The following is a 20,563-nucleotide window of genomic DNA, read 5'->3' as shown; positions in this document are numbered from 1 at the left end:
CAGCGCGAGCCGGTGGCCGCCATGCGGCAACCCGTCATCGGCCGGCAGCGCCGCCCGGATGCACCGGAGTACGCCGGCTCCGTGTTCGCCTCCGAAGCCGCCCGGGTGCTGGGCCGGCCCCTGCCGCTGTGGTGGGCCGGCACCACCACCCCGGAGCTGATGCGGACCGTCCGGCTGCTCGACCAGCCGCGCCCGGTGTCCATCCCCGACACCATCACCGAGTGGCCCGCCGCCATCGCCCGGCTCACCGCGGCGCTGGAGCACTCCATGCACACCAGCTACCCGCAGGCCTTCGCCCTACTGGCCCGGGAGACGCGCGCCGTACACCGCGACGTGAGCACCGCGCTGACCCACCCGAGCACCGGCGACGGCTGGTACCTTGCGGCCGCACCCCAGCCACCCACCTGGCCCGCCGTGGCCGAGCAGCGCGCCGCCGTCGCCGCCGGCCGCGACCTCGACCCCGAGGCCGCCGCCGACGAACTCGACCGGCTCGCGCAGGTCGAGGCGACAGGCCGTGGCGGCCCGGCGACCCGTACGGCGACGCGCTGCGCCAGGCGATCCTGCTGCTACGCGGCGAGCTCGCCACCACCCATCCCGAGCGGGTCTACACCTTCTGCGTCACCTACAGCTGGCCCGACGCCCACGGGCCGATCCACGACGAATACCGCCGCCACCTCACCCGGCTGACCCCGGCCGACGCGCACGGCGACCCAGCTCGTCCCACCCGCCGGCTGGTCCGCCTGCTCACCGAGGACGCCACCGACACCGCCATCGCCCACCACCAGATGCTCGACCGCGCCCGCGAGCGCCTGGTCGACCTCTACCGCGACCCCGAGGGACGCCTCGTCGCGCACCTCACCGCCGGTGTTGGGGGCATCGCCGACCACCTGCTCATCGAATGGCCCACCAGCATGCCACCGGCCGGCTGGACAACGCAGACCGTCATCGCCGCCGACAAGACCTACTCCGCCACCGGCCTGTTCGCCCTGACCCCGGCCCCGACGGGACGCTGCTGGCGCCGCAGCCGGTGCCCAATCCCGGCGACGAGCCGCGATACACCTTCGGCTACGACGGCAACTCCCCGGCCGTGCTGTACCAAGCCCTCGTGCGGTGCGCGCTGGGCGACTGGACGGCCGCCGCCCAAGAGAGCTGGATCCAGCGGCTATCCGCTCAACCCGACGACCACCGGGGCCGCCCGCACAGTCAGCTCTGGCAGCAGATCGTCACCAGCCAGGGCGCGCTGCGCCTGTCGTGGGCCGACGTCCAGCGGTGGGCCCGCGACGATCAGCCGGCCCTGGACCGGCGACGCCCGCGCCCGTCGCGATGACGGTGGTCGCGACCGTGACACCGCAGGTGATGCCGCCAGCATCAGTACCAGCAGACGGCCACGCTGGCGCAGCAGCGCGCACGCAACGGTGTGCGGGAAGGGTGTCCGGCACCACGCCTACAGTGACCGGCATGCCGGAGGGGCCTGGCCGATGAACAGGGACTGGAAGCTCGACAGTGAGCTGTCGACGGTGTCGGAGCTGCTGGTGGAGGCCGGCCACCAGCGGGCAGCCAACCTGGTGTCCCTGGTGCAGGCCGCCGAGACCATTCCGTCGCCGTCCGCGGCCTGGCTGGCCCCGGCAACGGTGGTGCTGCGGGTGCGGCCGATGTTCATGGCGTTGTTCGAGCCGGCGGACCTGCGGGCGATCGGTGCGCAGTTCGACAAGCTGCGGATCGGTGTCGGCCAGCACGAGGTGACGATCGCCCCGATGCTCGTGGACCCGATGGCCCGCGTGGAGGCGGGCACCCGGGGGGCCACGTCTATCCAGCTGCGCGAGGCCATCGCGGAAGCCCTGCACCAGGTCAAGTCCTACGACCTGCCCACGGTGTGCCGGTCGTTCGGACTGGCCGACGGCGAGATCGAGGACGCGCACTACAGCAAGCGCGGCTACGTCCGGGCCCGGATCCAGACGTTGACCGACGAGCAGCTCGCCGAGCTCGGCACTCGGGTGGTGGAGGTCTACTACCTGCCGCACCTGTGGGGTCTGCTGCAACTGGCGGGCGCCCGCCGCGGTGGTGTCCGCTCCACCTTCAAGAACCTGATCTTCGCCGCCGACGGTCCCAAGCCGGAGCTGGTGCTGGTCGACGCGGTCAGCAACACGATCCAGATCACCAAGAACGGGCAGTTCTGCCTGGTGTACGACCGCCCGCTTCCCGCCGCCGGGCTCAGCTGGGCGGACCTGGTCGACTGGTGGCGGCAGACCCGGGGGCATCCCGGCGTGAGCGAACGCGACGCCGCGAACGGCCTGCACGCCCGCCTGGTGCTCTCCCTCGACCGGGACCGCGACCCGTCGGCGGGCCGAGGACCCGAGTACCTCATGTTCCAGACCTACGCGGCGCTGCTCAAGGAGCACGGTTTCGGCCTACCCGCCCTCATTCCGCAGGTCTACCTCCACTACGACCCCCGCACCCGGGCGCAACGACATGCGCCCGGCCCGCTCGCTCGACAGCGCATGGACTTCCTCATGCTCCTGCGCGACCAGCGACGCCTGGTCATCGAGATCGACGGCAAGCAGCACTATGCCGAGGGTGACCTGGCCAGCCCACGGCTGTACGCCGAGATGGTCGCCGAAGACCGCGACCTCCAGCTCGCCGGGTACGACGTGGTCCGCTTCGGCGGATATGAGTTCCGTGACGCCGACGCTGCCCGGGCCACGGTCACCTGCTTCTTCGAGCGGGTCCTCCGTCAGCACGGCTACCTGCCCGATCAGACGGGCTGAGAGTCAGCTCGCGTCGGCGCTGCGCGTCACAGGCTCGACCGCCACGCCGATGGCCGCGCGGGATAATTTTCCCCCTTCCAGCGGCGACCTCTCAACGACCACAAACTCCTTGGTCCTCCGGTACGACTTTGTGGTTGCTGAGGGGAGAAGCGCCCCAAGATCACGGGCGCGACAGTGGGCGAAAAGTCAGCCATCCTGGGCCTCGTCGCGCCGCCCGGCGCGAGACAGATGAGGGGCCCGTCCCCCGATCGCCCTGGTAAGCACCGAGGGGCGGACCCCTTGCCGTACCAGTTGGAGCGTCGCACATGAATGAACTCGCTGACCAGCTCGGGTGGAGCGTGATCGTCTTCGCCTTGCCTGTGGCCACGGTGACGATCGGCGTCGTCCTGGTCGCGCTGGCCGCCCTCACCGCTCGTCGACCCGCCACCCGCCGCCACTGCCTGCGCGTGCTCGCCTCGCTGACCCGGTACGTCACCGCGCTGCGAGGCGAGCGGTGACCGTGCCGGTGGAGCTGTCTACCGGCGACCGAGCCCGGGCGGGCTTGGTCAAGGCACTGCGCGAGGCATACGACGTCGACCCGACCCGACCGCTGGCCACAGCGGTTCGGGCGAACCTGCGGCACCTGTGGCAGCACGGCGGCCGCAAGGGTGACAACGGGCCCGGCCGGCAGCCGGAGTGGATCTACATCCGGAAGTCGTTCGTGGTGCAGCCGGCCGACGGGCCGGCGCCCGCGATGTCCCGGCTGATCAAGTCCCGCGGGTTGCAGCTGCGCCTGTTCCTGCTGATGCTGTTCGACGCGCAATGCCGATGCGGGCCGAGCGACACCGTCCGCAACGTGCGCTGGATCAGCGGGAGTCCGGCTGAGGAGTACGAGCCGTGGCGGCAGCTCGTCCTCTCCGAGACACTGCCGACCACCGGCACCGCCCGCACGGCGGCCGCCCTGCGCGCCCGCCAGATCACCGAGGCGATGCGCGCCCTGGAGGACGAGCACCTGCTGCAGCTGCCCCGCCAGCGTCCCGACGGAGCGCGCCGTCGCTACGACCCCGACGCCAACGGAGCGAGCTGGCAGCTGCACGCCGAGTCGAGCACCGCAGAGGAACACCCCCGATACGTCGTGCCCGAGCCGCGGACGGCGTTCCGGATCGCGCCGGCGTTCTTCACCAACCTCTGGGTATTCGCCCTTACCGACACCGAGCTCGCCGCGTACCTCGCCCTGGCCATGCTGCGCGACCAGTTTCCCGCCCGACATCAGCAGCAGGGCGTCTACCTGCGCGCCGACCACCGGGAGGAACGCTTCCGGCTCGCTCGCGCAACGTGGAGGGCAACCGAGCTGCTACACCGCTTCCGGCTGGTCGACCGGGCACGCGACCCTCGGCGCAACTTCCGCACAGGCAAGGTCGGCGACCGGGACAACCGATGGGCGAACCGACAGGTCATGCCTGCCCTGTTCACCGTCAACGACACCGCGCTGGACCGGCCCGCGCTGGACGCCATCCACCAGGTCCTCACCGCCCCGACTGACGAGGACCAGCTACGACGCGAAAAGGGCCAAGCCGCCGTCGACGAGGCCCGCGCGTTCAGCGCGCTTTAGGCCGGCCTCGCCAGCCCAGCGGCGGTCGGCGGCATCGACTAGACCGGAAAGCTGGCCCGCGCCGTCGGCGTCACCCAGACGGCCCTCGACGCGGCCAAGCGACGCCGCGTCCCGTGCGCGCACGAGCCCCAAGGCAACCGCCATCCAGGGCAACAGAAGGCTTGCCATGCGAGGGCTCGCGGGACAACTACGACGCTGTGCGATCGCTGCTGCGCGGGTCCTGCACGCGGCGCTGTTCGTAGATCACCCCGGCGCGGGCGGTGGCGCGCCAGGGTCGGGCGGCCTTAAGAGCCACATTCAGCTCCGGCGCATGCCGGTCAAGGTCGACACACACCAATCCACTGCGACCGTCGGAGGCGCACCGCCCTAGCCAGGTGCCGTCCGGGCCCACGACTCCGCTTGGCATGGCCAGGCTGCACTGGGCGGGCACCGAAACGCTGATCCACTGACAGTTGCCTGCGGCGTAACCCTGGGCGATCACGCCGAACACCGGGTCCTGGGAGAAGGAGGAAAGCAGCACGCAGTCCACGTCACGATGCAGGTAGTCGAGGAACACCTCCGCAAAATTGATCTCGATACAGAGCGCCAAGCCGAAACGGAAGCCGGGCACATCGATGACCACCGGCTCGAAGCCGGGCGAATAGAAATCGGTCACCTCGGCGTGGGAGAGGTACCGCTTGTCGTAACGATCAACGATCTCTCCCCGGTTGGAGATCACATACAGGCTGTTGTGCGGGCGATGGGAGCCAGTCAGGCGGTGGTTGCCGCCCAGTACGACCCATAGATTGAGCTCACCCGCGAGTTCAGCGATCTCGTCGAGCTGCGCCCGTACGGGCGTCCAGTCGATGGCCCAGCCGGCAAAGTGCCCCTTCGCCTGCCCGGCGTAGCCGGTGAGTGCTCCCTCGGGAAAATGCAGCAGGCGTGCTCCCCGCTCATGCGCCTCGCGCATGAGTACGCGCGTAATTGATCCGTTCGCAGCGGGCTCGCAAGTCACCATCGGTTGAGCAACGGCGATCGTTATGGCATCCACGAGTGCCACACTGCCCACTACCACCCGACGCCGCCAAGCGCACCCACAGCGCTACGGCGGCGGTTGCACGATCGTCTCGAACATACGCCGATCCTTGGCGCCGTACCGGCAGTAGCCCCCAGTTGGGCTCGCTGGCTAACCGATGCTGCCGGCATCAGGCGCACACATGACAGACCCTTGCATACTATGCAGCTACTTGCCTACTGTAAGGGTATGCCTGATCTCACCGATGACATCGCCGCCCTGCTCCACCCCTTGCCTCGCCCCCTGCCTGCCCACGCTGACGACCACGAAACCGACCTCTACGAGCGGCAGCTGAAGGAGGTGCTGACATGCCGAGCCGACACCGTGCGGCGACTGCGCGAAGTGTGGACCACACACGACTACGATCCGCTGCTGTTCGCCCTAGGCGAGCAGCAGCGTGTCAAGGCCGCAGCCGAGGAGCGCATCCGGCTGTTGGTTGCCTATGCCCGCGAGTTCGTCAGCCCGCGCCCGTATACGCAGGAGGCGCTGGCCGCTGAAATGGAGGCATCACCATCAGCAGTGCGTGGAGCGTATGACCACCAGGATGTCGAGATCGTGGCCAGCGCCACCGGTCGGCGCACCACTGTGGTGCAGCAACCGGCGGCACCGGGCACGCTGAACGCGCTGATCAGCGAGCTCGAAGACCGAACCTCGGCCCCCGGCCGGGAGCACGTCGCCGGGGTCGCGCAGGCCTTGCTCGACCACGGTTGGACGCCCTACCCGCCGGTGCGGCGTACGCCGAACCCCAAGTACGCGAGGCGCTACGTACGCTGGGAGCGGCGGTGGCCGCACGGGACTGTCATCTCGCTGTACCAGGAGCCCGCTGGCTTCCTCGGCACCTACGCGAGGATGGCCCCTGACGACCCGCGTTGGTTCTCCGAAACCTATGGCATCAACGCCGACGGCGAGAAAGTCACTGCTTCCGACATCGCTACGGCGCTCGCCGCCTACATCAACCGGGTCAGCCAGCACGACGCCGAACGAGGTCGCCGATAACGAATCGGCCGCCCCGAGGGGGCACCCCGGCCCCGGTACACCAGACGGAGCCGTCACCGGACGACCTCCGACTGCCAGCCTCGCCACCCCCGCCCTGCAGCGGGCGGTGCGCCCCCATACAACGGTAGGTGATGCCGCCGGCATCAATCCCGGCGCATCGTCGGCCGGGTCCCTAATACATCTGGTGCTCGCGGTTGCCGCTCATGGGCCGCGATCGCCTAGCGGACGGGTATGAATGTGTGCCCAGCAGACCCGCCCGCAGCTCGTCGCCAGATGCTGCTCATGCTCTTGGTGCCAGAGCCGGTCGCTCACCACCCGGCGTTAACCCGTGTCCTTGCGGTGGCAGGATCGGGTACCTCAATCTTGACCGTTTTGTAGCGATTCACTCAGGACTTGGGCGGTCTCCTGGAGCAGCTCAGCGAGCTGTTGTGTTGAGCCGATGTCTTCATGCTCGGGAAGAGGGTTAAAGGCGGTAGCTGCCTCGACGATGCTGTCGACATCGGGCTGCTGTCCAAAGTCGATGGTCTTCTGCAGGTCGGCGCAGTGAGCGAGGGTTGCGGCCAAGCCTCGGGCGACCTTCACGGTCCATGCAGGCACGGCCACCAACTCGTCCGGGTCGTAGGCCCCCACAGCCGTGACTTCGTTGTCTGGATGGCACTGCTGGGCTATTGCGTAACTGGTCCTGGACATGGTCGTCTACCCCCGTAGTCATGCCCTAGCTTCGATATGGGTCGGTCCTGTAGCTTCCTTTGCACCAGCCATGAGGTCTGAGCTGGTCGAAGTTGGTGTACGGATGCCAAGAGGCGGGCTGGCGGCAACATGGCGCAACGGTTAGAGGGGCACGATGGAGGGACCGCCGCACCGCGGTCGCCTCTCATCGCGCCCCTCCACCCCCGTTACCCCTGTGAAGGTCACCGCTCCGCCCCTTCACGCTAGTTGAGCGATGGCCCGCCTGAGTCTAAGCTCAGGTAAGCTACGGATTCAACTGATGTGATGGTCAAACCACACCGGATCCACGCCGGTTGTCGCGGGAAGCTGGGGGAACGATGGCCGCGAGCGAGCCAGGCGAAGGCGTAGAGGCTAGCGTGGATCGATCGAGGTGGTCGCTAGCCGATAAGATCAATAACCTGTTTGACACGATTCGTCGACCGGATGGCACGCCCCACAGCAATGAAGAAGTTGCTGCGGCGATGGCGAAGTCGGCAGGGAACTCAACGATCTCCGCAAGTTACCTGTGGATGCTGCGACGCGGCGAGCGCGACAACCCGACAAAACGTCACCTGGAATCTCTGGCGAGCTTCTTCGACGTCTCACCGGCCTACTTTTTCGACGACGCGAAATCGCGCGCCATCGCTGACGAACTGGCCCTAGTCAAACTGCTTGCTGACGCAGGGGTTACCCGAGTCGCAACACGGCTGGGCGGCCTATCGCCGAAGAGTCTGAGTCATATCGCCGACATTGTGGAGCATGTTCGCGCTATCGAAGGGCTCGACACCTCTCCCCGGCGACCGACGGATCGAGAGTCCGGAAACTGATTCGGCCTACTCGAAGATGTCGCGGAGGCTAGCAAGCACCTCGCGATCGTGGCCGACGGCTCGACCCTCCTGCTCACGAGTTACTTGCTCCATAACAACAGAGGCGAAAACCTCCGCTTCGCGCTCCTCATGGGCATCATAGGATCCCCGGCCTAGGGCACGGCGAACGACTGCTGGACTCAGGTTTGGGAAGCTGAGATGCAGGCTTTCCCGCCCCAAGACGCCTTGGTGGTCGTAGACGAGGTGACCCAGCTCGTGCAGCACTATGTGATCGCGGTGCGTCTTCGTTGCCGCTTTGGCTACCATGACGTAGTCGACGGTGTCCGTCTCCACCCAAAGCCCACAAGGCCCGGTAGCATCAAGGCGGTCGACCTCAAGAATGACGATAGGCCGGTTGCGTTGCCGGCTAACGGCGGCGCATAGAGCGTCAGCTGAGAATGGCGAAGGCAGTTCAAGGTTCAGCTCGCGAAGCTTAGACCGCGCAGTCGATTTAGGCGACTTGGCACAACGCCCAGAACCTTTGCGAGCGGCGAGGCGGTTTGATATCGGCGTGGTGATCCGACGGAGAGTAGGCAAGATCAAAGCTCTCACCGGCCCTCTGCATTACGTGTCTGAAGACGAGCAAACTCCCTGCTCAAGGTGCACAACCAGGCTACATCTTCTCTCACCGATACTTGGGTGGCACCGGATGCGGGTCGGCCGGCAGGTTGTCCCAGACGCCGGGCGTTGAGTGCATGCTCGATCATCGCGGCCTCCACCCTTGCGTCTACTTGGTCCGCCTCGATCGACTGCTCCCCCAACTGCGCTCGTAGCCGCTGCTCAGCATCCGGGTCTCTGTAGGGGCGAAGCGCAAGGATCCCGTCCAGGATCTCGACTCGGCGTCGGTAGAGCCGATAGGACAAGGTGTCGGCACCCGACTCTTGCAGGGCGATGTCCGGAATCTCGGTCGTCAGCGCTTCCCACAGTGGCGTCAGTTTATTCAGTGCGCGGAACTCCCGCCATGTGGTCAGCGGTCCTCTCAGCCCGACGTGCCGTCCCCAGACCGGGATCGTCGATCCAATGACCACCAGCAGTACGGCACTAACCGCTGCTACAGCTCCCCACAGTTCGATCCACTCGGGAGTTTCGCCGGTGGAGTTCTGGAAGATCAAAAAGGCAATCCAGTGCATCCAGTACAGCGATCCGACGAGGACGCCCAGGGCGATAATCCTTAGCCCGATCCTCAAAGCCTCTCGGGTGCTCTTCATCGAGTAACTCATGAATAGGCGGGCGATATCCGCTTGCAGAATGTTAACCGCTACCAGGTATGTAATCCAGTAGTGATTGATGAAAGGCGCGTCAGCGTAAACGGTCGTAAACTTGGTCGTATTCGTCTCGGCGGGGATCCTAATGAAGAAGTATGTGGCTACCGCGAGCGTGGCAAGCACCAGCATGCCACGCCTCCACAGCATCCGGCGAGCCACAACCGGCTCGTTGCCGTATGCCAGGAAGATGAGGACAGCGGCGGCCTGCCATCCACTGATCAGGATTAACCAGTGCCCTACCAGCTCCGCAACGTTGGGGATGTTGAGGAGTGAGTAGGCGGCGTTGTAACCTGGCGGGTAAAAGAGCGAAACGGCGCCGGCCAAAGCGAAAAGTGATCGCCACCAAGCCCACGCGATCGTGCCCCGCGGATGACGGAGCAGGCTCCAAGAGCGGTAGCCGACTGCGGACCAGATCAGGATCAGCGCCAGCAGGCCTGCCCAGCCGGTCATGCCTTCATCTCCCCCGTGTTCGTCTCGTGAGGAGCGTCGTAGCGCTCCTCGCGCTTTTCATGGCACCGAACGCTCTAGGTTATGGATGCGTCCAGCGCTGCGCAATCGGACTAAAAGTCGCACTCTCGGGCTAAATCGGCTTTTGGGTCGTCCCTCCTGTAGGCGTCGTGGAAGTTCCATGATGCCATTGAATCATCAGCCCGGAAGTCACAAATCAGGCTTATTGCCGGTTTTGCGCTGAAGTTCCTTAAGCTTGCTAATTGCCTCTCTGGTTAGGCGATTTACTTCTTGAACCAGTTCGAGGTAACGCTCCACCTCGCCTCTAGTTGACGAGGGCAGACCTGGTTGAGAAAGCCAGTTCTGCCCGGGAAGCTCGAACATCTCGTACAGCTCAGGCAGGGACTCTTCCCACTGTCGCTCCAGCGTCGTCAAGTCCTCCGGCGACAGATCGGCCTGCGGCAGGAGACTCAAATGCGCCTGTACTGCGAACTTGCCAGCCTCCAGTTGCGCAGCTAGGAGGGGTAACGCAGTGATGGGCTGCTCATCGATTCCGTGCTGATTAGCCATAGGGTGGTTACCTCAATCCGAAGGAGGGGTGAGGCCCCATCCTACGATCGAGTAACTGATGGCCGCCGGCGCAGAGGTGCCGCCGCCCGGTGAGCTGAGTGACATTGGCAGGCCGAGCAAGCAAAGCGAACACACGAGCGGCGACGTCTGCATGCGCCCACGTTGCCTGGCAACCGCAGCGACCGTGATGCTTCCCGGTGGCGTGCGGGTTGAGCGATGCCGCCGGCATCAACCTCGCTAACGACGGGCCGCCGACGACTCAAGCCGAGACTCTGGCCGATGAGGATTTCCGCCGTTGATGCCGCCGGCATCAGTTCGGCGGTAGACCCTTACTGCGCCCCCATAGCTCACGTGGCACCCGCGACACTGTGCAGCACCTCATCCGTGGATACCGTAGACGCAAACGCAGGCGTTTGAGTCGGATAAGGGAGCAGGGCGGGGATATGCTGGTCAAGGGCTGTTCGGTTCGGTAGTGGATGACTGAGGCGGAGGCGCGGACAGCGTGCCGTCTGGCGGGTCTCGATATTCGGGGTCTGCGCCCGGTACGTATCCACAGCAACGCGGTGTTTCTTCTGCCCCGAGCTCGCATCATCGTGCGTGTCGGCCGAGGCGCCGATGCTGTGGGACGGGCCATGCGGGCGGTCGAGGTGACCCGCTGGCTGGTGCGTGAGGACTTCCCCAGCGTGGTGCCGGTTAAGGGGGTCGACCAGCCGATCATCGTCGACGGCGGCCAGGAGGAAGGCACCCCGGTCACATTCTGGGAACAGGCCGATATTTGCCCGAATCCGGAACCGGTCACCGGCGCAGAACTGGGCGGGCTGTTGCGACGGCTGCACAGTCTGGGGCCGCCGTTTGTCCTCCCGGTGTTCCGTCCGCTGGACCGGCTCGTCGCGGCCGTTCAGGCCAGCAGTTGGCTGCATGAATCAGACCGGCGGTGGCTCGATGCGAGGGCGGTCGAGCTGCAGCGCGGCCTTGACGCGGTCGAGTCCCGCTTGGGTGCCGGCCTAGTGCATGGTGACGCACAGTTAGGCAACGTCATCTCGGCCCGCACCGGTCGGTTGGTCGCTGATTGGGACAACGCTGCGACCGCGCCGCGCGAGTGGGATCTCATTCCGGCCGCCGCTGAGGAACGGTTCGGTGGGTCGCCGCAGTTGCTGACCCAGATGCTTACCGCGTATGGCGCGGACCCGACCCTGGAGACCGGCTGGGAAATCCTCCGCGACATCTATGAGCTGCGATCGGTTGCTGCGCACATCCGTCGCGCGCCATCCTCTCCGCCGCACGCACGCGAGGCTGCGCTGCGAATCGCGTCGCTACGCGCGGGTGACCGCTCCATCCGCTGGTCACCTGTCGGATGAGCGGGCAGCAACCTGCAGAGGCGTTCAGGCCGCCGCGGCGCGGAGGGTAACGATCAGTCGTTCCCGGAACGCCCGGACCGTAGGCCGGGCGGCGTGCGGCGCAGAGTGGGTCAGCAGTGAGCTCAGCCTGTCGAGCACGCGCGCGGAGGTGGCGACCTCAGCGGCCAAGTCGATCGCTTGATGGCCGTCGGTGGCGGCTTGATCTGGGTCGATTCCGGTGAAGCGGGCTGTGCTGAGGCAAATCTGGTCGAAGACGGTCGAGCGGGAGTAGCCGGGCGAACGTGCTTCGAGTGCGGCGAGGGCTTGTTCTTCTGCGTGTGCGGCGAGAGCCGGGATATGGCCGGCCGCGTCCTGCCACGCGAGGGCCGCGTTGCCGGCAAGTTCGGCTCGGCCGGTGTATGCCAGCAGGTCATCATCGCCAGGGTCCGCGTCGGCGAGCAGATCCTCGGCCAACCGGACCGCGTGCTTGAGCTCGCTGATCGAGGAGGGGCCGAGCGGGCCGAGCATCCGCGCACGCAGGTTCCACAGCATCGCCGCGGCGGCCGGGTACCGCCCGCGCGGCAGCAGCGCCAGGGCAGCGTCGACCAGTTGCAGTCCGGTGGCCGGGTGTCCTAGGTCGCGCATCTGCCGGGCCATGTCCGCCAGAAGGCTGACCTGCAGGAGCGTCGATCGCCGGTCGGTGGATTCGCGAGCGGCCTGCAACCCCAGGGTGAAGTACCGCTGGGCGGGGCCGGCCATCTGCACATCATGGCTCATCCAGCCCGCCATTCCGGCAAGCTCGGCGATCGCAGCGAGCATCCGGTTGCCCACCGCGTCGGTGTAGGACGTCTCGCGCAGCAGGTCGACGGCGTGTTTCAGCTGCCCGACCGCGGCCTCCCGGCTTAGGCCGCCGCCGATCGCCGCATCTTCGGCGCCGAACGCGGCAGTGGCAGCTTCGATTCTCGTGACAGTCGAGATGGTCAAGCGGTGCGATGTTGGCGCGGAGCTGTCCGGTAGCCGCCCCGCAGGCCCGGCAAGCCAGCGCAACAGCGGATCGCTCAACGCCTCACCCGCAGTGAAGGCAATCGCGTCGGTCAGAAGTGCGCGCCTGGTCAGCATGTCGCTCCCGATGTAGGCGGCCAACTCATCAAGCGTACGAGGGGCCACGCAGGGAACGAGGTGTGGTGCCGCCGGAGGGGCGCCGCCACGGGACTGAGGCCAGATCACGGCAACCGGGATCTCGACACCCCAGGCCCGGGACAGCACCTCGGCCACCACCTCCGGCTGCCGACAGGTCCCGCCTGACAGCCAGCGTTTCACCCCCACATGGTCATAGGACAGGTGAAGGCCGTACTCCTGGTTCGCCAGAGCATTGACCGCAGCGGCGAACTCGTCGAGCGAGGTAAAGCCACTTCCGTCGAGCAGCACCGCCAAGACCGGGTTGACGATACGTGAAGGCAGCCTCATGACGTTTCCCCCCACATACCTCAAGTAACCGGAGCGGAATCGTCCACAGAGTACCGGCGAAGACATCGACAGTGGGCGAACGCACCTTTCGCGCACCTTCCCGAGCGCCTTTCACGGTCTGGTAACCCCAGTCGGCCCGGTGCCACGCTCAGTCCACGGCCGCCGCGACGCAACGGCCGAGATCCAACCGCCGAACGACCTGCTGCATACGCGGAGCTCAACCACGGGCTACCAGTGCAAAGCGTGATCAGCACGGCGCACGCCCTTACCGCGCTCGGCGGAGGCACACCGGGTTGCGCTCGCGCATAAGGCGGTCGCATCCCGGAAGGCAGACCGGACGTCCGAGCTCACCCCCGAAGGAGACCTGGTGACAATCACCCTCCCCGACCTCGACGGCGCAGTCCACACTGTGCTCCCTGGTGTGGACGTGCTCGATCGGAAGGAAGTCGAACAGGCGGTCACGCAACTGGTGAGAGCACTCGGAGTGCCAATGGACACCGAGGTTGGCCGGATCACCCCGCGACGCATGGCCGACGCCCTGGTGCAGATGCTCAGCTCCCAGTCGTGGACGTTCACAACATTCCCGAACGACGAGGGTCAACACGACCTGGTCCTGACCCGCGACATCCCGTTTACGTCCCTGTGTGCCCACCACCTGCTGCCGTTCTCTGGCCACGCGCATGTCGGTTTTTACCCGGGCGAGAAGCTGCCCGGCCTGTCGAAGATCGCCCGGGCGGTGGAGATGTTCGCCGCCCGGCTGCAGGTGCAGGAGACCCTCGGGCAGCAGATCGCCGGGTTCCTGGAGGAGCAGCTGGCATGCGACGGCGTCGGCGTGGTCCTCGTGGCTGAGCACCTGTGCATGACCCGTCGTGGTGTCCGCGCCGCCGGCGCGGAAACGCTCACCGTCGCCACCCGCGGCCGACTGCAGCAAGACCAGGGCGCGCGTAGCGAGTTCTTTCATCTGGCCGTGCCGTCGGGCAGGACCGCATGAGCCGACCGGCACTGGCCAACTCGACCGCCATGAATGTGGCCGGACCAGGGATCTATCGAATCGGCAAGGCGTTCACGTTCGAGGGAGCGCACCTTCTGGGCGGGCTGCCCGAGGGGCATAAGTGCGGCCGACTGCACGGGCATCGGTACACGGTGGAGATCACGCTCGCTTCAAGGCAGCTCACCGGGCCGGGGTTTGTGGTCGACTTCGCCGAACTCGATCCGTTGAAACGACACCTGGACGGCAGCTTCGACCACCGCCTCCTCAATGACGCCATCAACGTCGAGCCGACCAGCGAGCACCTGGCGCACGTGCTTTTCGACTGGTGCGCGGCCCATCTCGCCCTGCCGGACGGCGTGGTCATCGAGGCCGTGCGGGTGCGCGAAACCGCGACCAGCTGGGCGGAATACCGCCAGGACGTCCCGTGACCGGGAAGAGAGCCATCTTGCCCACCGAGATCACCCCGGCCGGTGAGCGGGTGGGGGTAGCCGACCTCTTCTATTCCTTCCAGGGAGAGGGTGTGAACCTCGGCCGCCGCGCCCTGTTCGTACGCCTCATGAGGTGCAACCTGACCTGTGGGTATTCGCGCATGCCGCGCCGCCCGAACACACCCGCCGTTGGTGCGATGGTCTGCGATACCGAGTACACGTGGAACACGGCCAAGCACGACCTGGAGGCCGCGCCGACGATGAGCGCGGCCGAGATTTGGGACGCGCTGGTGCGGCTCGACCCCGCCACCGGCGATCCCAGCCTGGCACCGGTGGGTCTAGTCGTCGTCTCTGGTGGCGAACCGCTGCTACACCGAGGCACAGTCACCGCCCTCGCCCGACGCGCAACCGCCTTGGGTAAGGCCCTGGAGATCGAGACCAACGCGACCATCAATCCGGGGACCGAACTGATCGCGGCCGGCGCGCGCTTCAACGCTGGCTTGAAACTGGCAAGCTCCGCCGTTCCCTACAGCAAACGGGTTAAACCCCAGGTCATCAGGCAGCTACAGGCCAGCGGGCAGGCGCGGTGGAAATTCGTGGTAACCAGCCCTGATGACGTACGGGAGATCGCTGACCTGCAGCAGCAGTTCGGCCTGACGGATGTGTGGCTGTCTCCAGAGGGCACCAGTGTCCGTGTCGTCGCCGACCGGATGCGATGGCTGGCCGACGTCGCGCTGACCCGCGGCTGGAACCTCACCACCCGCCAGCACGTGCTGATCTGGGGTGATGAACGTGGCCGATGACGGCACCCCCCCGATGCTCGGCTGGGACGCCATCACCGCCACCGCCGACCGGATCGCGGACGAGGTCCGCGCCGACAGCGTGCCCGATGTGCTGGTAGGCGTGCTGCGCGGCGGCGTCATCCCCGCAGTGCTGCTCGCGCACGCCCTCGCCGTACGCACGGTACGCACCGTGGAAGTTCTGCACACCACTGCCGATGGCGTCGACGCGGTGAAGTCGGCCGCCCCGCAAGTCGCCAACCCGGCCAGCCTCGGCGACCTGACCGGCGCGGACGTGCTGATCGTCGACGATGTCGCCGGCAGCGGCGACACCCTCGCACGCACCGTCGAGCTGGTGCGAGACGCCGGGGCCGCACGGACACGCACTGCGACTTTCGTCTGCAACGTCGGCAACTGGCGGCGCCCGCAGGCCCCTGGGCAGGCGCTGACCTACATCGGAACCGTCGTCGACGGCTGGGTGATCTTTCCGTGGGAGCGCGCATGACCGGGGCGACTATTCGTTCTGCGCGCACCTGCGCCTCTCGCGGCGGCGGCCACAGCGCATTGGCGGGCACTGAATTCGGAACGGAGGGCGGTACGCGATGACCGGTGTTTCCCTGTTGTGGGCGCTGCGTTCGCCGTGCAATCTCGGCTGCCGCTACTGCTACTTCGGCACCATTGAGGAGCACCGGCAAGCCATGCCGGGTCAGCCCGGAGCGCTGTCGCACCTGGCGCGCACCGATCTGGACCTGGCCACCATCGCCGCGTTCGTGCAGACCCTGCGCGCATCGCGCGTCGAGCGGATCTTCCTTGCCGGCGGCGAGCCGCTCATTTGGCCGCCAATCATGGACGTGGTCGCCGAGATCAAGGCCGCCGGTGTCCAGGTGGTGCTGTGCACCAACGGCATCCCGCTCAACCGGCCGGAACTGGTCGACGCGATCCTCGCTACCAGGGTCGACGCCGTGTCCGTCTCGCTCGACTCCGCCGATGCCGGCTACAACGACCGGTGGCGTCCGGCCCGTAACGGCCTGCACGGCCATCGCGACGTCGTGGCCGGCGTCCAGGCCCTGGTCACCGCACGCGGAGGGGGCCGGACGCCACGGGTAGGCATCTACTCGGTGGTCACGCGGCAGAACATCGACGCGGTCACCGAGACCGCGGCCCTGGCCGCTCAGCTCGGCTGCGACTACTTCGTGCCGCAGCCGATCGCCCTTGATCCGGAGCACACGCTGCACCAGCAGCTGTCGCTCACAGCGTCTGATGCCGAGGCGCTGGCCGCAGCGTTCGCGCGGTTGTATGACGCGCCGCCGGTACAGCTTCCCCCGCCGGGCTACCCGGGTCAGGTCATGGACGCGGTCACCGCCGAGCTTCCCGGGTTCGTGCCCGGCTGCTTCGGCGGGACCGACCTGTTCTTCATCGAGCCCGACGGCAGCGTCTGGGACTGCCCCTCCACCTTGAAGATCCGCGCCACCACGGCTGGCGGCGGCCAGCGCTCGATCCGCGGTGCGAGCGCCAGCACCCTGTTCGGTCCCGGCGGCGCCTGCGCCGACTGCCACCTGTTCTCCGCCGACTGCGTCAACATGTGGCCGCTGATGGGCTTCGCTCAGTTCCTGCCCCCCGGTGTGCCGTCATGACGCCCGAGTATCCGCGCACCGCCGCGCCACCGGACCTCGCCGGGCTTGACGAGGCCGTCGTCGCAGACCTTGCCCGACTGCTCACCCGAATGCCCGACCCTGCCGGGAGTGCACACGGCGCGGCGTTGGAGAGAGAACTGGCCGCAACCACCGGTGTACGGCACGCGGTCGCGGTGTCCTCCGGCACTGCGGCGCTGCACACCGCACTGCGCGCACTGCACATCGGCCCGGGCGACGATGTCCTCGTCCCGGCGCTGTCGGTGATCATGTCGGTCGCCCCGGTCGTCCACGCCGGTGCCCGGCCGATTTTCGTCGACTGCGACCCCACCGGCACCGATCTCGACTACGACGACCTCAGCCGCAAGGTCACGCCTGCGGCTAAGGCGGTCCTGCCCGTGCATCTGTGGGGTCGGCCGGGCGACCCAGCCCGGCTCGCCCGCGCTGCGGCGGAGCACGGCCTGGCGGTCGTGGAGGACGCCTGCCAGGCGCAAGGCAGCCGCGCCGGCGGCCGACTTGCCGGCACCACCGGCGACGTCGGCTGCTTCAGCCTCAAAGACGGCAAGGTGCTCTGGTCCGGAGAGGGCGGCTACCTCCTCACCGACCGCGACGACATCGCGCAACGCGCCCGGTCCTTTCGCTCCCACCAGCAGCCGCCACCACCCGAAGACGGTCATCCGGCCGAGGTCGGCTACAACTACCGGCTCGCCGAGCCGCTCGCGCTCCTCGCCCGCGCCAACCTCGCCCGATTCGACACGCTGGCCGCCCGCCGTCGTCACCAAGCGTGCCTGCTCGCCGACCTGCTGACCGGCGCCCCCGGCATTGACGTCACCGACGTCCCCGCCCGCCGGGGCTGGAACGGCTACAGCTTCCTAGCAACCGTGACCCTGGACGAGCCCCGCGCGTTCTGCCAGCACCTTGCCCGTTGCGGGGTACCGAACAGCGTCGGCACGTTCGGTCTCATCCCCGCCGATCGACGCCCCGCGCTCGCTCCGTTCACCACCGCGCCTTGCCCCCACGCTGCCGCTGTCGTCGACCGGACCCTCGCCGTCATCCTCACCGACCACGACGACGAGCAGCGCATCACCGGCTACGCACAAACGATCATGAAGGAGGCCCGCCGATGGACACCCTGACCCGCGACGTGAGCCGATGGCCGCGAGCACCGCACCTGGGATCCGCGCCCGCCGGCGCCGGCCAGCCACGGACTGATGCCGCCGGCATCGCAGCGGCACCCACCAGAGGAAGTGACAGATGAGCGAGATCCTGCTCTTCTCCGCCGGACTGGATTCCTTCCCCGCCTGGCACTACCTGGGCAAACCGCGGACCTTGTACTTCGACAGCGGGCATTACGGTCGGCAGCAGGAGATCGACACCGTACAGGCGCTTGCTGCCGCACACGGCATGGACCTGGAGATCAGTAACGAGCTCGACCTGTCCCGCTGGGCCACGCCGCAGGGAGACCTGATCCCGTTCCGGAACGTGCTCTTCGCGATGCTCGCCGCGTTCCGCGCCGAAGTGATCTGGTGCGTCGGCGTCAAGGGCGACCACACCGCCGACAAGAGCCCCGAGGCGTTCGCGCGGATGAGCGAGATGCTGTCCACATTCGTTGACCGGCCGATCCGGGTCGACAGCCCGTTTTGGAACATGACGAAATCGGACATCGTCGCCTGGTACCTCAAGAGCGGTCTACCCGTCAACCACCTGTTGCAGACGTTCTCCTGCGCCACGCCAGGCAGCGCGTTCACGCACTGCGGCCGGTGTCCGAGCTGCTTGCGCCGGTGGATCGCGCTGACCAACAACGACATCACCGGCCACTTCGCCGCCCCGCCGTGGACCTGGGACCGGATCCGCACCTACTACGTGCCGGCGATGGCCAGCGGCGGCTACCCGCCACACCGCGTCGAGGAATTCCACCGTGCCATGGCCACCGTCGGCGCGCTCCCCTAGCCACCTTCGATGAGCCGCTGATCGAACCCCACCCATCGGCCGATGCCGCCGGCATCACCGATACGAGACCCCTGACCATCTGGGAGCAGCAGTGAACGTCTCCGGCCTGCAATTCGCCGCGAACATATCCATCCTCTACGGGCACCTCCCCCTGCTGGACCGGCCGGCCGCCGCAGCAGCCGACGGCTTCGACGCCGTCGAGTGCTGGTGGCCATTCACTAGCCCAACCCCCGAGGACCGGGAGGTCGACGCCTACGAGAACGCGCTCGACGACGCCGGAGTGCGCCTGATCGCGATGAACCTCGTGGAAGGTGACATGCGATCCGGGGACCGCGGGCTGCTGTCAATCCCACGCCGCCACGGCGAGTTCCTCGCCGGGATCGACACCGCCGTTGAGTTCGCCGCACGCACCGGCTGCCGCATCCTCAACGCCCTGTACGGCAACCGGAAACCCGACGTCGACCCCGCCCACCAGGACCAGCTAGCCCTCGACAACCTCGCCGCCGCCGCCACTGCCGCAGACACAATCGGCGCCACGATCGTGCTGGAGGCCATCAGCCCCCGGGAAGCCCCGGCCTACCCGCTCGGCGACGCCGCCGCGGTGGTGGCCGCCGCGGAAGCGGTCAACGCCCTCACCGGCCTGACCAACACCCGTTTCCTGTGCGACCTTTACCACCACGGCCGCTCCGGCGAGGACGTGCCCGCGCTGCTGCACCGGCACGCGGCCCGCATCGCCCACGTGCAGGTAGCCGACGACCCTGGCCGCGGCCGTCCCGGCTCCGGCGCGCTGGACTACCCGGCCTACTTCGCCGCCCTTCAGGACATCGGCTACCAGGGATGGATCGGGCTGGAGTACGAACCAACCCGTGACCCCGCTGTCGACTACGACTGGCTACCCGCCCTACGGCCGGCCCGATGACACGGGCGGAAGCAGGCATGCCGCACACCACCACACCGGCAACCGACGTGCACGCCGGACCAACGTGGCGGATCGCGTCACCGCGGGGACGCCTAGTCACGATCGAAGGAGTCTGGGGAGCGGGCAAAACCACGGCGGCCCAGCTCGTAGGCGCCAGGCTCCGGCGGGCCGGGTTCACCGTCCAGGTAATCCACTACGGCGGGGAGCCCGGCAGCATCGGCCGGCTGTCGGCCTTTCTTGAACGCTCGCCGCTGCGCGCGCGCACCGGGCTCGGCGGGTACGCCATGCCCCACCACAGCACCATCGACGTGCTGCTGCGCCTGTGCCGCGAGGCCCATCACCACGTCAGCTGCTTCCGGCCCGCCCTGGCCGCAGCTGACGTGGTCCTCGTCGACCACGGCGTCTACTCCAAGCTCGCCTGGGCGCTCGCGGTGCTCACCGAGACCGCCCCCGACACCGATCCCGCCCGCACACTGCAACATCTGCGGGCCGTGGTCGCGCCGTGGTTCTGCGAACCAGACGTGCCGGTGTACCTCGACACGCCGTGGCCGCTGGCCCGCGAGCGCGCCATCGCCCGGGGTCGCGGGGGCGGCGATCCTGCCGCCATCGAACGACTGCTGTTCCTGCCCCGGTACACCGCCGCCTACCGGCAGGTCCTTGCCGGCCACAAGGACCAGGTGGCCCGCGTGCGGGTCGGGCTGCGGGCGGCCGGGGATGTGGCCGAAGAGATCACCGGCCGGCTCCTCGGCGTGCTGCGGGCCGCACCGCTGTCCGCGACCGCACCGGGGGGCAGATGAGA

The 20,563-nt window shown here is 67.6% G+C and carries 21 protein-coding genes and 1 pseudogene; 17 read left to right on the top strand and 5 right to left on the bottom strand.

What is annotated here, in order from left to right:
• The 5 genes and pseudogenes from GA0070616_RS27895 to GA0070616_RS00705 all read left to right on the top strand — a co-directional run.
• Positions 1 to 687: pseudogene (locus tag GA0070616_RS27895) on the top strand (hypothetical protein); the annotation flags it as partial.
• Positions 688 to 1,027: 340 nt separating this feature from the next.
• Entirely contained in the window at positions 1,028 to 1,327 is a 300-nt protein-coding gene (locus GA0070616_RS00715; protein WP_091074800.1) for a hypothetical protein, read from the top strand.
• A gap of 151 nt (positions 1,328 to 1,478) precedes the next feature.
• Positions 1,479 to 2,765, top strand: a complete 1,287-nt coding sequence (locus GA0070616_RS00710; RefSeq protein ID WP_091074634.1) for a hypothetical protein — start codon at positions 1,479 to 1,481, stop codon at positions 2,763 to 2,765.
• Between the two features lie 305 nt (positions 2,766 to 3,070).
• Positions 3,071 to 3,262, top strand: coding sequence for a hypothetical protein (locus tag GA0070616_RS27415; protein ID WP_139128797.1), 192 nt, complete (start codon positions 3,071 to 3,073; stop codon positions 3,260 to 3,262).
• An 8-nt stretch (positions 3,263 to 3,270) separates the two neighbouring features.
• A complete protein-coding gene (locus GA0070616_RS00705) occupies positions 3,271 to 4,356 on the top strand; it encodes a hypothetical protein (RefSeq protein WP_139128796.1) in 1,086 nt (361 codons plus the stop codon).
• 187 nt (positions 4,357 to 4,543) lie between these two features.
• Here GA0070616_RS00705 and GA0070616_RS00700 read toward each other — a convergent pair whose 3' ends face one another.
• Positions 4,544 to 5,386, bottom strand: a complete 843-nt coding sequence (locus GA0070616_RS00700; RefSeq protein WP_091074630.1) for a carbon-nitrogen hydrolase family protein — start codon at positions 5,384 to 5,386, stop codon at positions 4,544 to 4,546.
• Positions 5,387 to 5,599: 213 nt separating this feature from the next.
• Here GA0070616_RS00700 and GA0070616_RS00695 point away from each other — a divergent pair, with 213 nt between their 5' ends.
• Positions 5,600 to 6,406, top strand: a complete 807-nt coding sequence (locus tag GA0070616_RS00695; protein ID WP_139128813.1) for a hypothetical protein — start codon at positions 5,600 to 5,602, stop codon at positions 6,404 to 6,406.
• A 357-nt stretch (positions 6,407 to 6,763) separates the two neighbouring features.
• Here the strand turns inward: GA0070616_RS00695 and GA0070616_RS00690 are convergent, their stop codons facing one another.
• Positions 6,764 to 7,096 carry a hypothetical protein gene (locus GA0070616_RS00690; RefSeq protein ID WP_139128795.1) on the bottom strand — a complete coding sequence of 111 codons (333 nt, stop codon included), beginning with the start codon at positions 7,094 to 7,096 and terminating at the stop codon, positions 6,764 to 6,766.
• Between the two features lie 356 nt (positions 7,097 to 7,452).
• Here GA0070616_RS00690 and GA0070616_RS00685 point away from each other — a divergent pair, with 356 nt between their 5' ends.
• A complete protein-coding gene (locus GA0070616_RS00685) occupies positions 7,453 to 7,941 on the top strand; it encodes a helix-turn-helix domain-containing protein (protein ID WP_091074796.1) in 489 nt (162 codons plus the stop codon).
• 587 nt (positions 7,942 to 8,528) lie between these two features.
• On the opposite strand, the gene GA0070616_RS00675 is transcribed toward GA0070616_RS00685, so the two are convergent.
• Positions 8,529 to 9,695, bottom strand: a complete 1,167-nt coding sequence (locus GA0070616_RS00675) for an MAB_1171c family putative transporter (RefSeq protein ID WP_091074794.1) — start codon at positions 9,693 to 9,695, stop codon at positions 8,529 to 8,531.
• 207 nt (positions 9,696 to 9,902) lie between these two features.
• Entirely contained in the window at positions 9,903 to 10,262 is a 360-nt protein-coding gene (locus GA0070616_RS27410; RefSeq protein ID WP_139128812.1) for a hypothetical protein, read from the bottom strand.
• A gap of 476 nt (positions 10,263 to 10,738) precedes the next feature.
• Between GA0070616_RS27410 and GA0070616_RS00670 the strand changes: the two genes are divergently transcribed.
• The gene (locus tag GA0070616_RS00670) at positions 10,739 to 11,620 is read left to right on the top strand and encodes an aminoglycoside phosphotransferase family protein (protein WP_091074792.1); all 882 of its coding nucleotides are present in this window, start codon (positions 10,739 to 10,741) and stop codon (positions 11,618 to 11,620) included.
• A gap of 24 nt (positions 11,621 to 11,644) precedes the next feature.
• Here GA0070616_RS00670 and GA0070616_RS00665 read toward each other — a convergent pair whose 3' ends face one another.
• A complete protein-coding gene (locus tag GA0070616_RS00665) occupies positions 11,645 to 13,066 on the bottom strand; it encodes an NsdA family TPR-like regulatory protein (RefSeq protein WP_091074790.1) in 1,422 nt (473 codons plus the stop codon).
• Between the two features lie 367 nt (positions 13,067 to 13,433).
• Between GA0070616_RS00665 and folE the strand changes: the two genes are divergently transcribed.
• The 9 genes from folE to GA0070616_RS00620 all read left to right on the top strand — a co-directional run bounded on the left by folE (position 13,434) and on the right by GA0070616_RS00620 (position 20,561).
• The gene (gene folE, locus GA0070616_RS00660) at positions 13,434 to 14,057 is read left to right on the top strand and encodes a GTP cyclohydrolase I (protein ID WP_245712589.1); all 624 of its coding nucleotides are present in this window, start codon (positions 13,434 to 13,436) and stop codon (positions 14,055 to 14,057) included.
• The gene (locus tag GA0070616_RS00655) at positions 14,054 to 14,485 is read left to right on the top strand and encodes a 6-pyruvoyl trahydropterin synthase family protein (RefSeq protein ID WP_245712588.1); all 432 of its coding nucleotides are present in this window, start codon (positions 14,054 to 14,056) and stop codon (positions 14,483 to 14,485) included. Before folE ends, GA0070616_RS00655 begins: the two co-directional genes overlap by 4 nt.
• Positions 14,486 to 14,502: 17 nt before the next feature.
• Positions 14,503 to 15,288 (top strand): 7-carboxy-7-deazaguanine synthase QueE, encoded by a 786-nt coding sequence (locus GA0070616_RS00650; protein WP_245712587.1) that lies wholly within the window; start codon positions 14,503 to 14,505, stop codon positions 15,286 to 15,288.
• Positions 15,272 to 15,769 (top strand): phosphoribosyltransferase, encoded by a 498-nt coding sequence (locus tag GA0070616_RS00645; RefSeq protein WP_091074788.1) that lies wholly within the window; start codon positions 15,272 to 15,274, stop codon positions 15,767 to 15,769. The genes GA0070616_RS00650 and GA0070616_RS00645 overlap by 17 nt, the downstream gene beginning before the upstream one ends.
• A 97-nt stretch (positions 15,770 to 15,866) precedes the next feature.
• Positions 15,867 to 16,898: a radical SAM protein gene (locus GA0070616_RS00640; protein WP_091074786.1), complete on the top strand. Its 1,032-nt coding sequence runs from the start codon at positions 15,867 to 15,869 to the stop codon at positions 16,896 to 16,898.
• Positions 16,895 to 18,031, top strand: coding sequence for a DegT/DnrJ/EryC1/StrS family aminotransferase (locus tag GA0070616_RS00635; protein ID WP_091074784.1), 1,137 nt, complete (start codon positions 16,895 to 16,897; stop codon positions 18,029 to 18,031). Before GA0070616_RS00640 ends, GA0070616_RS00635 begins: the two co-directional genes overlap by 4 nt.
• A 118-nt stretch (positions 18,032 to 18,149) precedes the next feature.
• A complete protein-coding gene (locus GA0070616_RS00630; RefSeq protein WP_091074782.1) occupies positions 18,150 to 18,845 on the top strand; it encodes a 7-cyano-7-deazaguanine synthase in 696 nt (231 codons plus the stop codon).
• Positions 18,846 to 18,936: 91 nt separating this feature from the next.
• Entirely contained in the window at positions 18,937 to 19,764 is an 828-nt protein-coding gene (locus GA0070616_RS00625) for a hydroxypyruvate isomerase family protein (RefSeq protein ID WP_091074780.1), read from the top strand.
• Positions 19,761 to 20,561, top strand: a complete 801-nt coding sequence (locus tag GA0070616_RS00620) for a dTMP kinase (RefSeq protein ID WP_342672251.1) — start codon at positions 19,761 to 19,763, stop codon at positions 20,559 to 20,561. Before GA0070616_RS00625 ends, GA0070616_RS00620 begins: the two co-directional genes overlap by 4 nt.
• Positions 20,562 to 20,563 lie beyond the last annotated feature (2 nt).

This window comes from Micromonospora nigra, assembly GCF_900091585.1.
GTDB lineage: Bacteria > Actinomycetota > Actinomycetes > Mycobacteriales > Micromonosporaceae > Micromonospora > Micromonospora nigra.
This window is presented reverse-complemented; position numbering and strand designations above follow the sequence as displayed.

Coding starts and splice junctions, on each gene's coding strand:
- GA0070616_RS00710 (WP_091074634.1), top strand. CDS start 1,479: ATGAACAGGGACTGGAAGCTCGACAGTGAGCTGTCGACGGTGTCGGAG.
- GA0070616_RS27415 (WP_139128797.1), top strand. CDS start 3,071: ATGAATGAACTCGCTGACCAGCTCGGGTGGAGCGTGATCGTCTTCGCC.
- GA0070616_RS00695 (WP_139128813.1), top strand. CDS start 5,600: ATGCCTGATCTCACCGATGACATCGCCGCCCTGCTCCACCCCTTGCCT.
- GA0070616_RS00690 (WP_139128795.1), bottom strand. CDS start 7,096: ATGTCCAGGACCAGTTACGCAATAGCCCAGCAGTGCCATCCAGACAAC.
- GA0070616_RS00685 (WP_091074796.1), top strand. CDS start 7,453: ATGGCCGCGAGCGAGCCAGGCGAAGGCGTAGAGGCTAGCGTGGATCGA.
- GA0070616_RS00675 (WP_091074794.1), bottom strand. CDS start 9,695: ATGACCGGCTGGGCAGGCCTGCTGGCGCTGATCCTGATCTGGTCCGCA.
- GA0070616_RS27410 (WP_139128812.1), bottom strand. CDS start 10,262: ATGGCTAATCAGCACGGAATCGATGAGCAGCCCATCACTGCGTTACCC.
- GA0070616_RS00670 (WP_091074792.1), top strand. CDS start 10,739: ATGACTGAGGCGGAGGCGCGGACAGCGTGCCGTCTGGCGGGTCTCGAT.
- GA0070616_RS00665 (WP_091074790.1), bottom strand. CDS start 13,066: ATGAGGCTGCCTTCACGTATCGTCAACCCGGTCTTGGCGGTGCTGCTC.
- GA0070616_RS00655 (WP_245712588.1), top strand. CDS start 14,054: ATGAGCCGACCGGCACTGGCCAACTCGACCGCCATGAATGTGGCCGGA.
- GA0070616_RS00645 (WP_091074788.1), top strand. CDS start 15,272: ATGAACGTGGCCGATGACGGCACCCCCCCGATGCTCGGCTGGGACGCC.
- GA0070616_RS00640 (WP_091074786.1), top strand. CDS start 15,867: ATGACCGGTGTTTCCCTGTTGTGGGCGCTGCGTTCGCCGTGCAATCTC.
- GA0070616_RS00635 (WP_091074784.1), top strand. CDS start 16,895: ATGACGCCCGAGTATCCGCGCACCGCCGCGCCACCGGACCTCGCCGGG.
- GA0070616_RS00630 (WP_091074782.1), top strand. CDS start 18,150: ATGAGCGAGATCCTGCTCTTCTCCGCCGGACTGGATTCCTTCCCCGCC.
- GA0070616_RS00620 (WP_342672251.1), top strand. CDS start 19,761: ATGACACGGGCGGAAGCAGGCATGCCGCACACCACCACACCGGCAACC.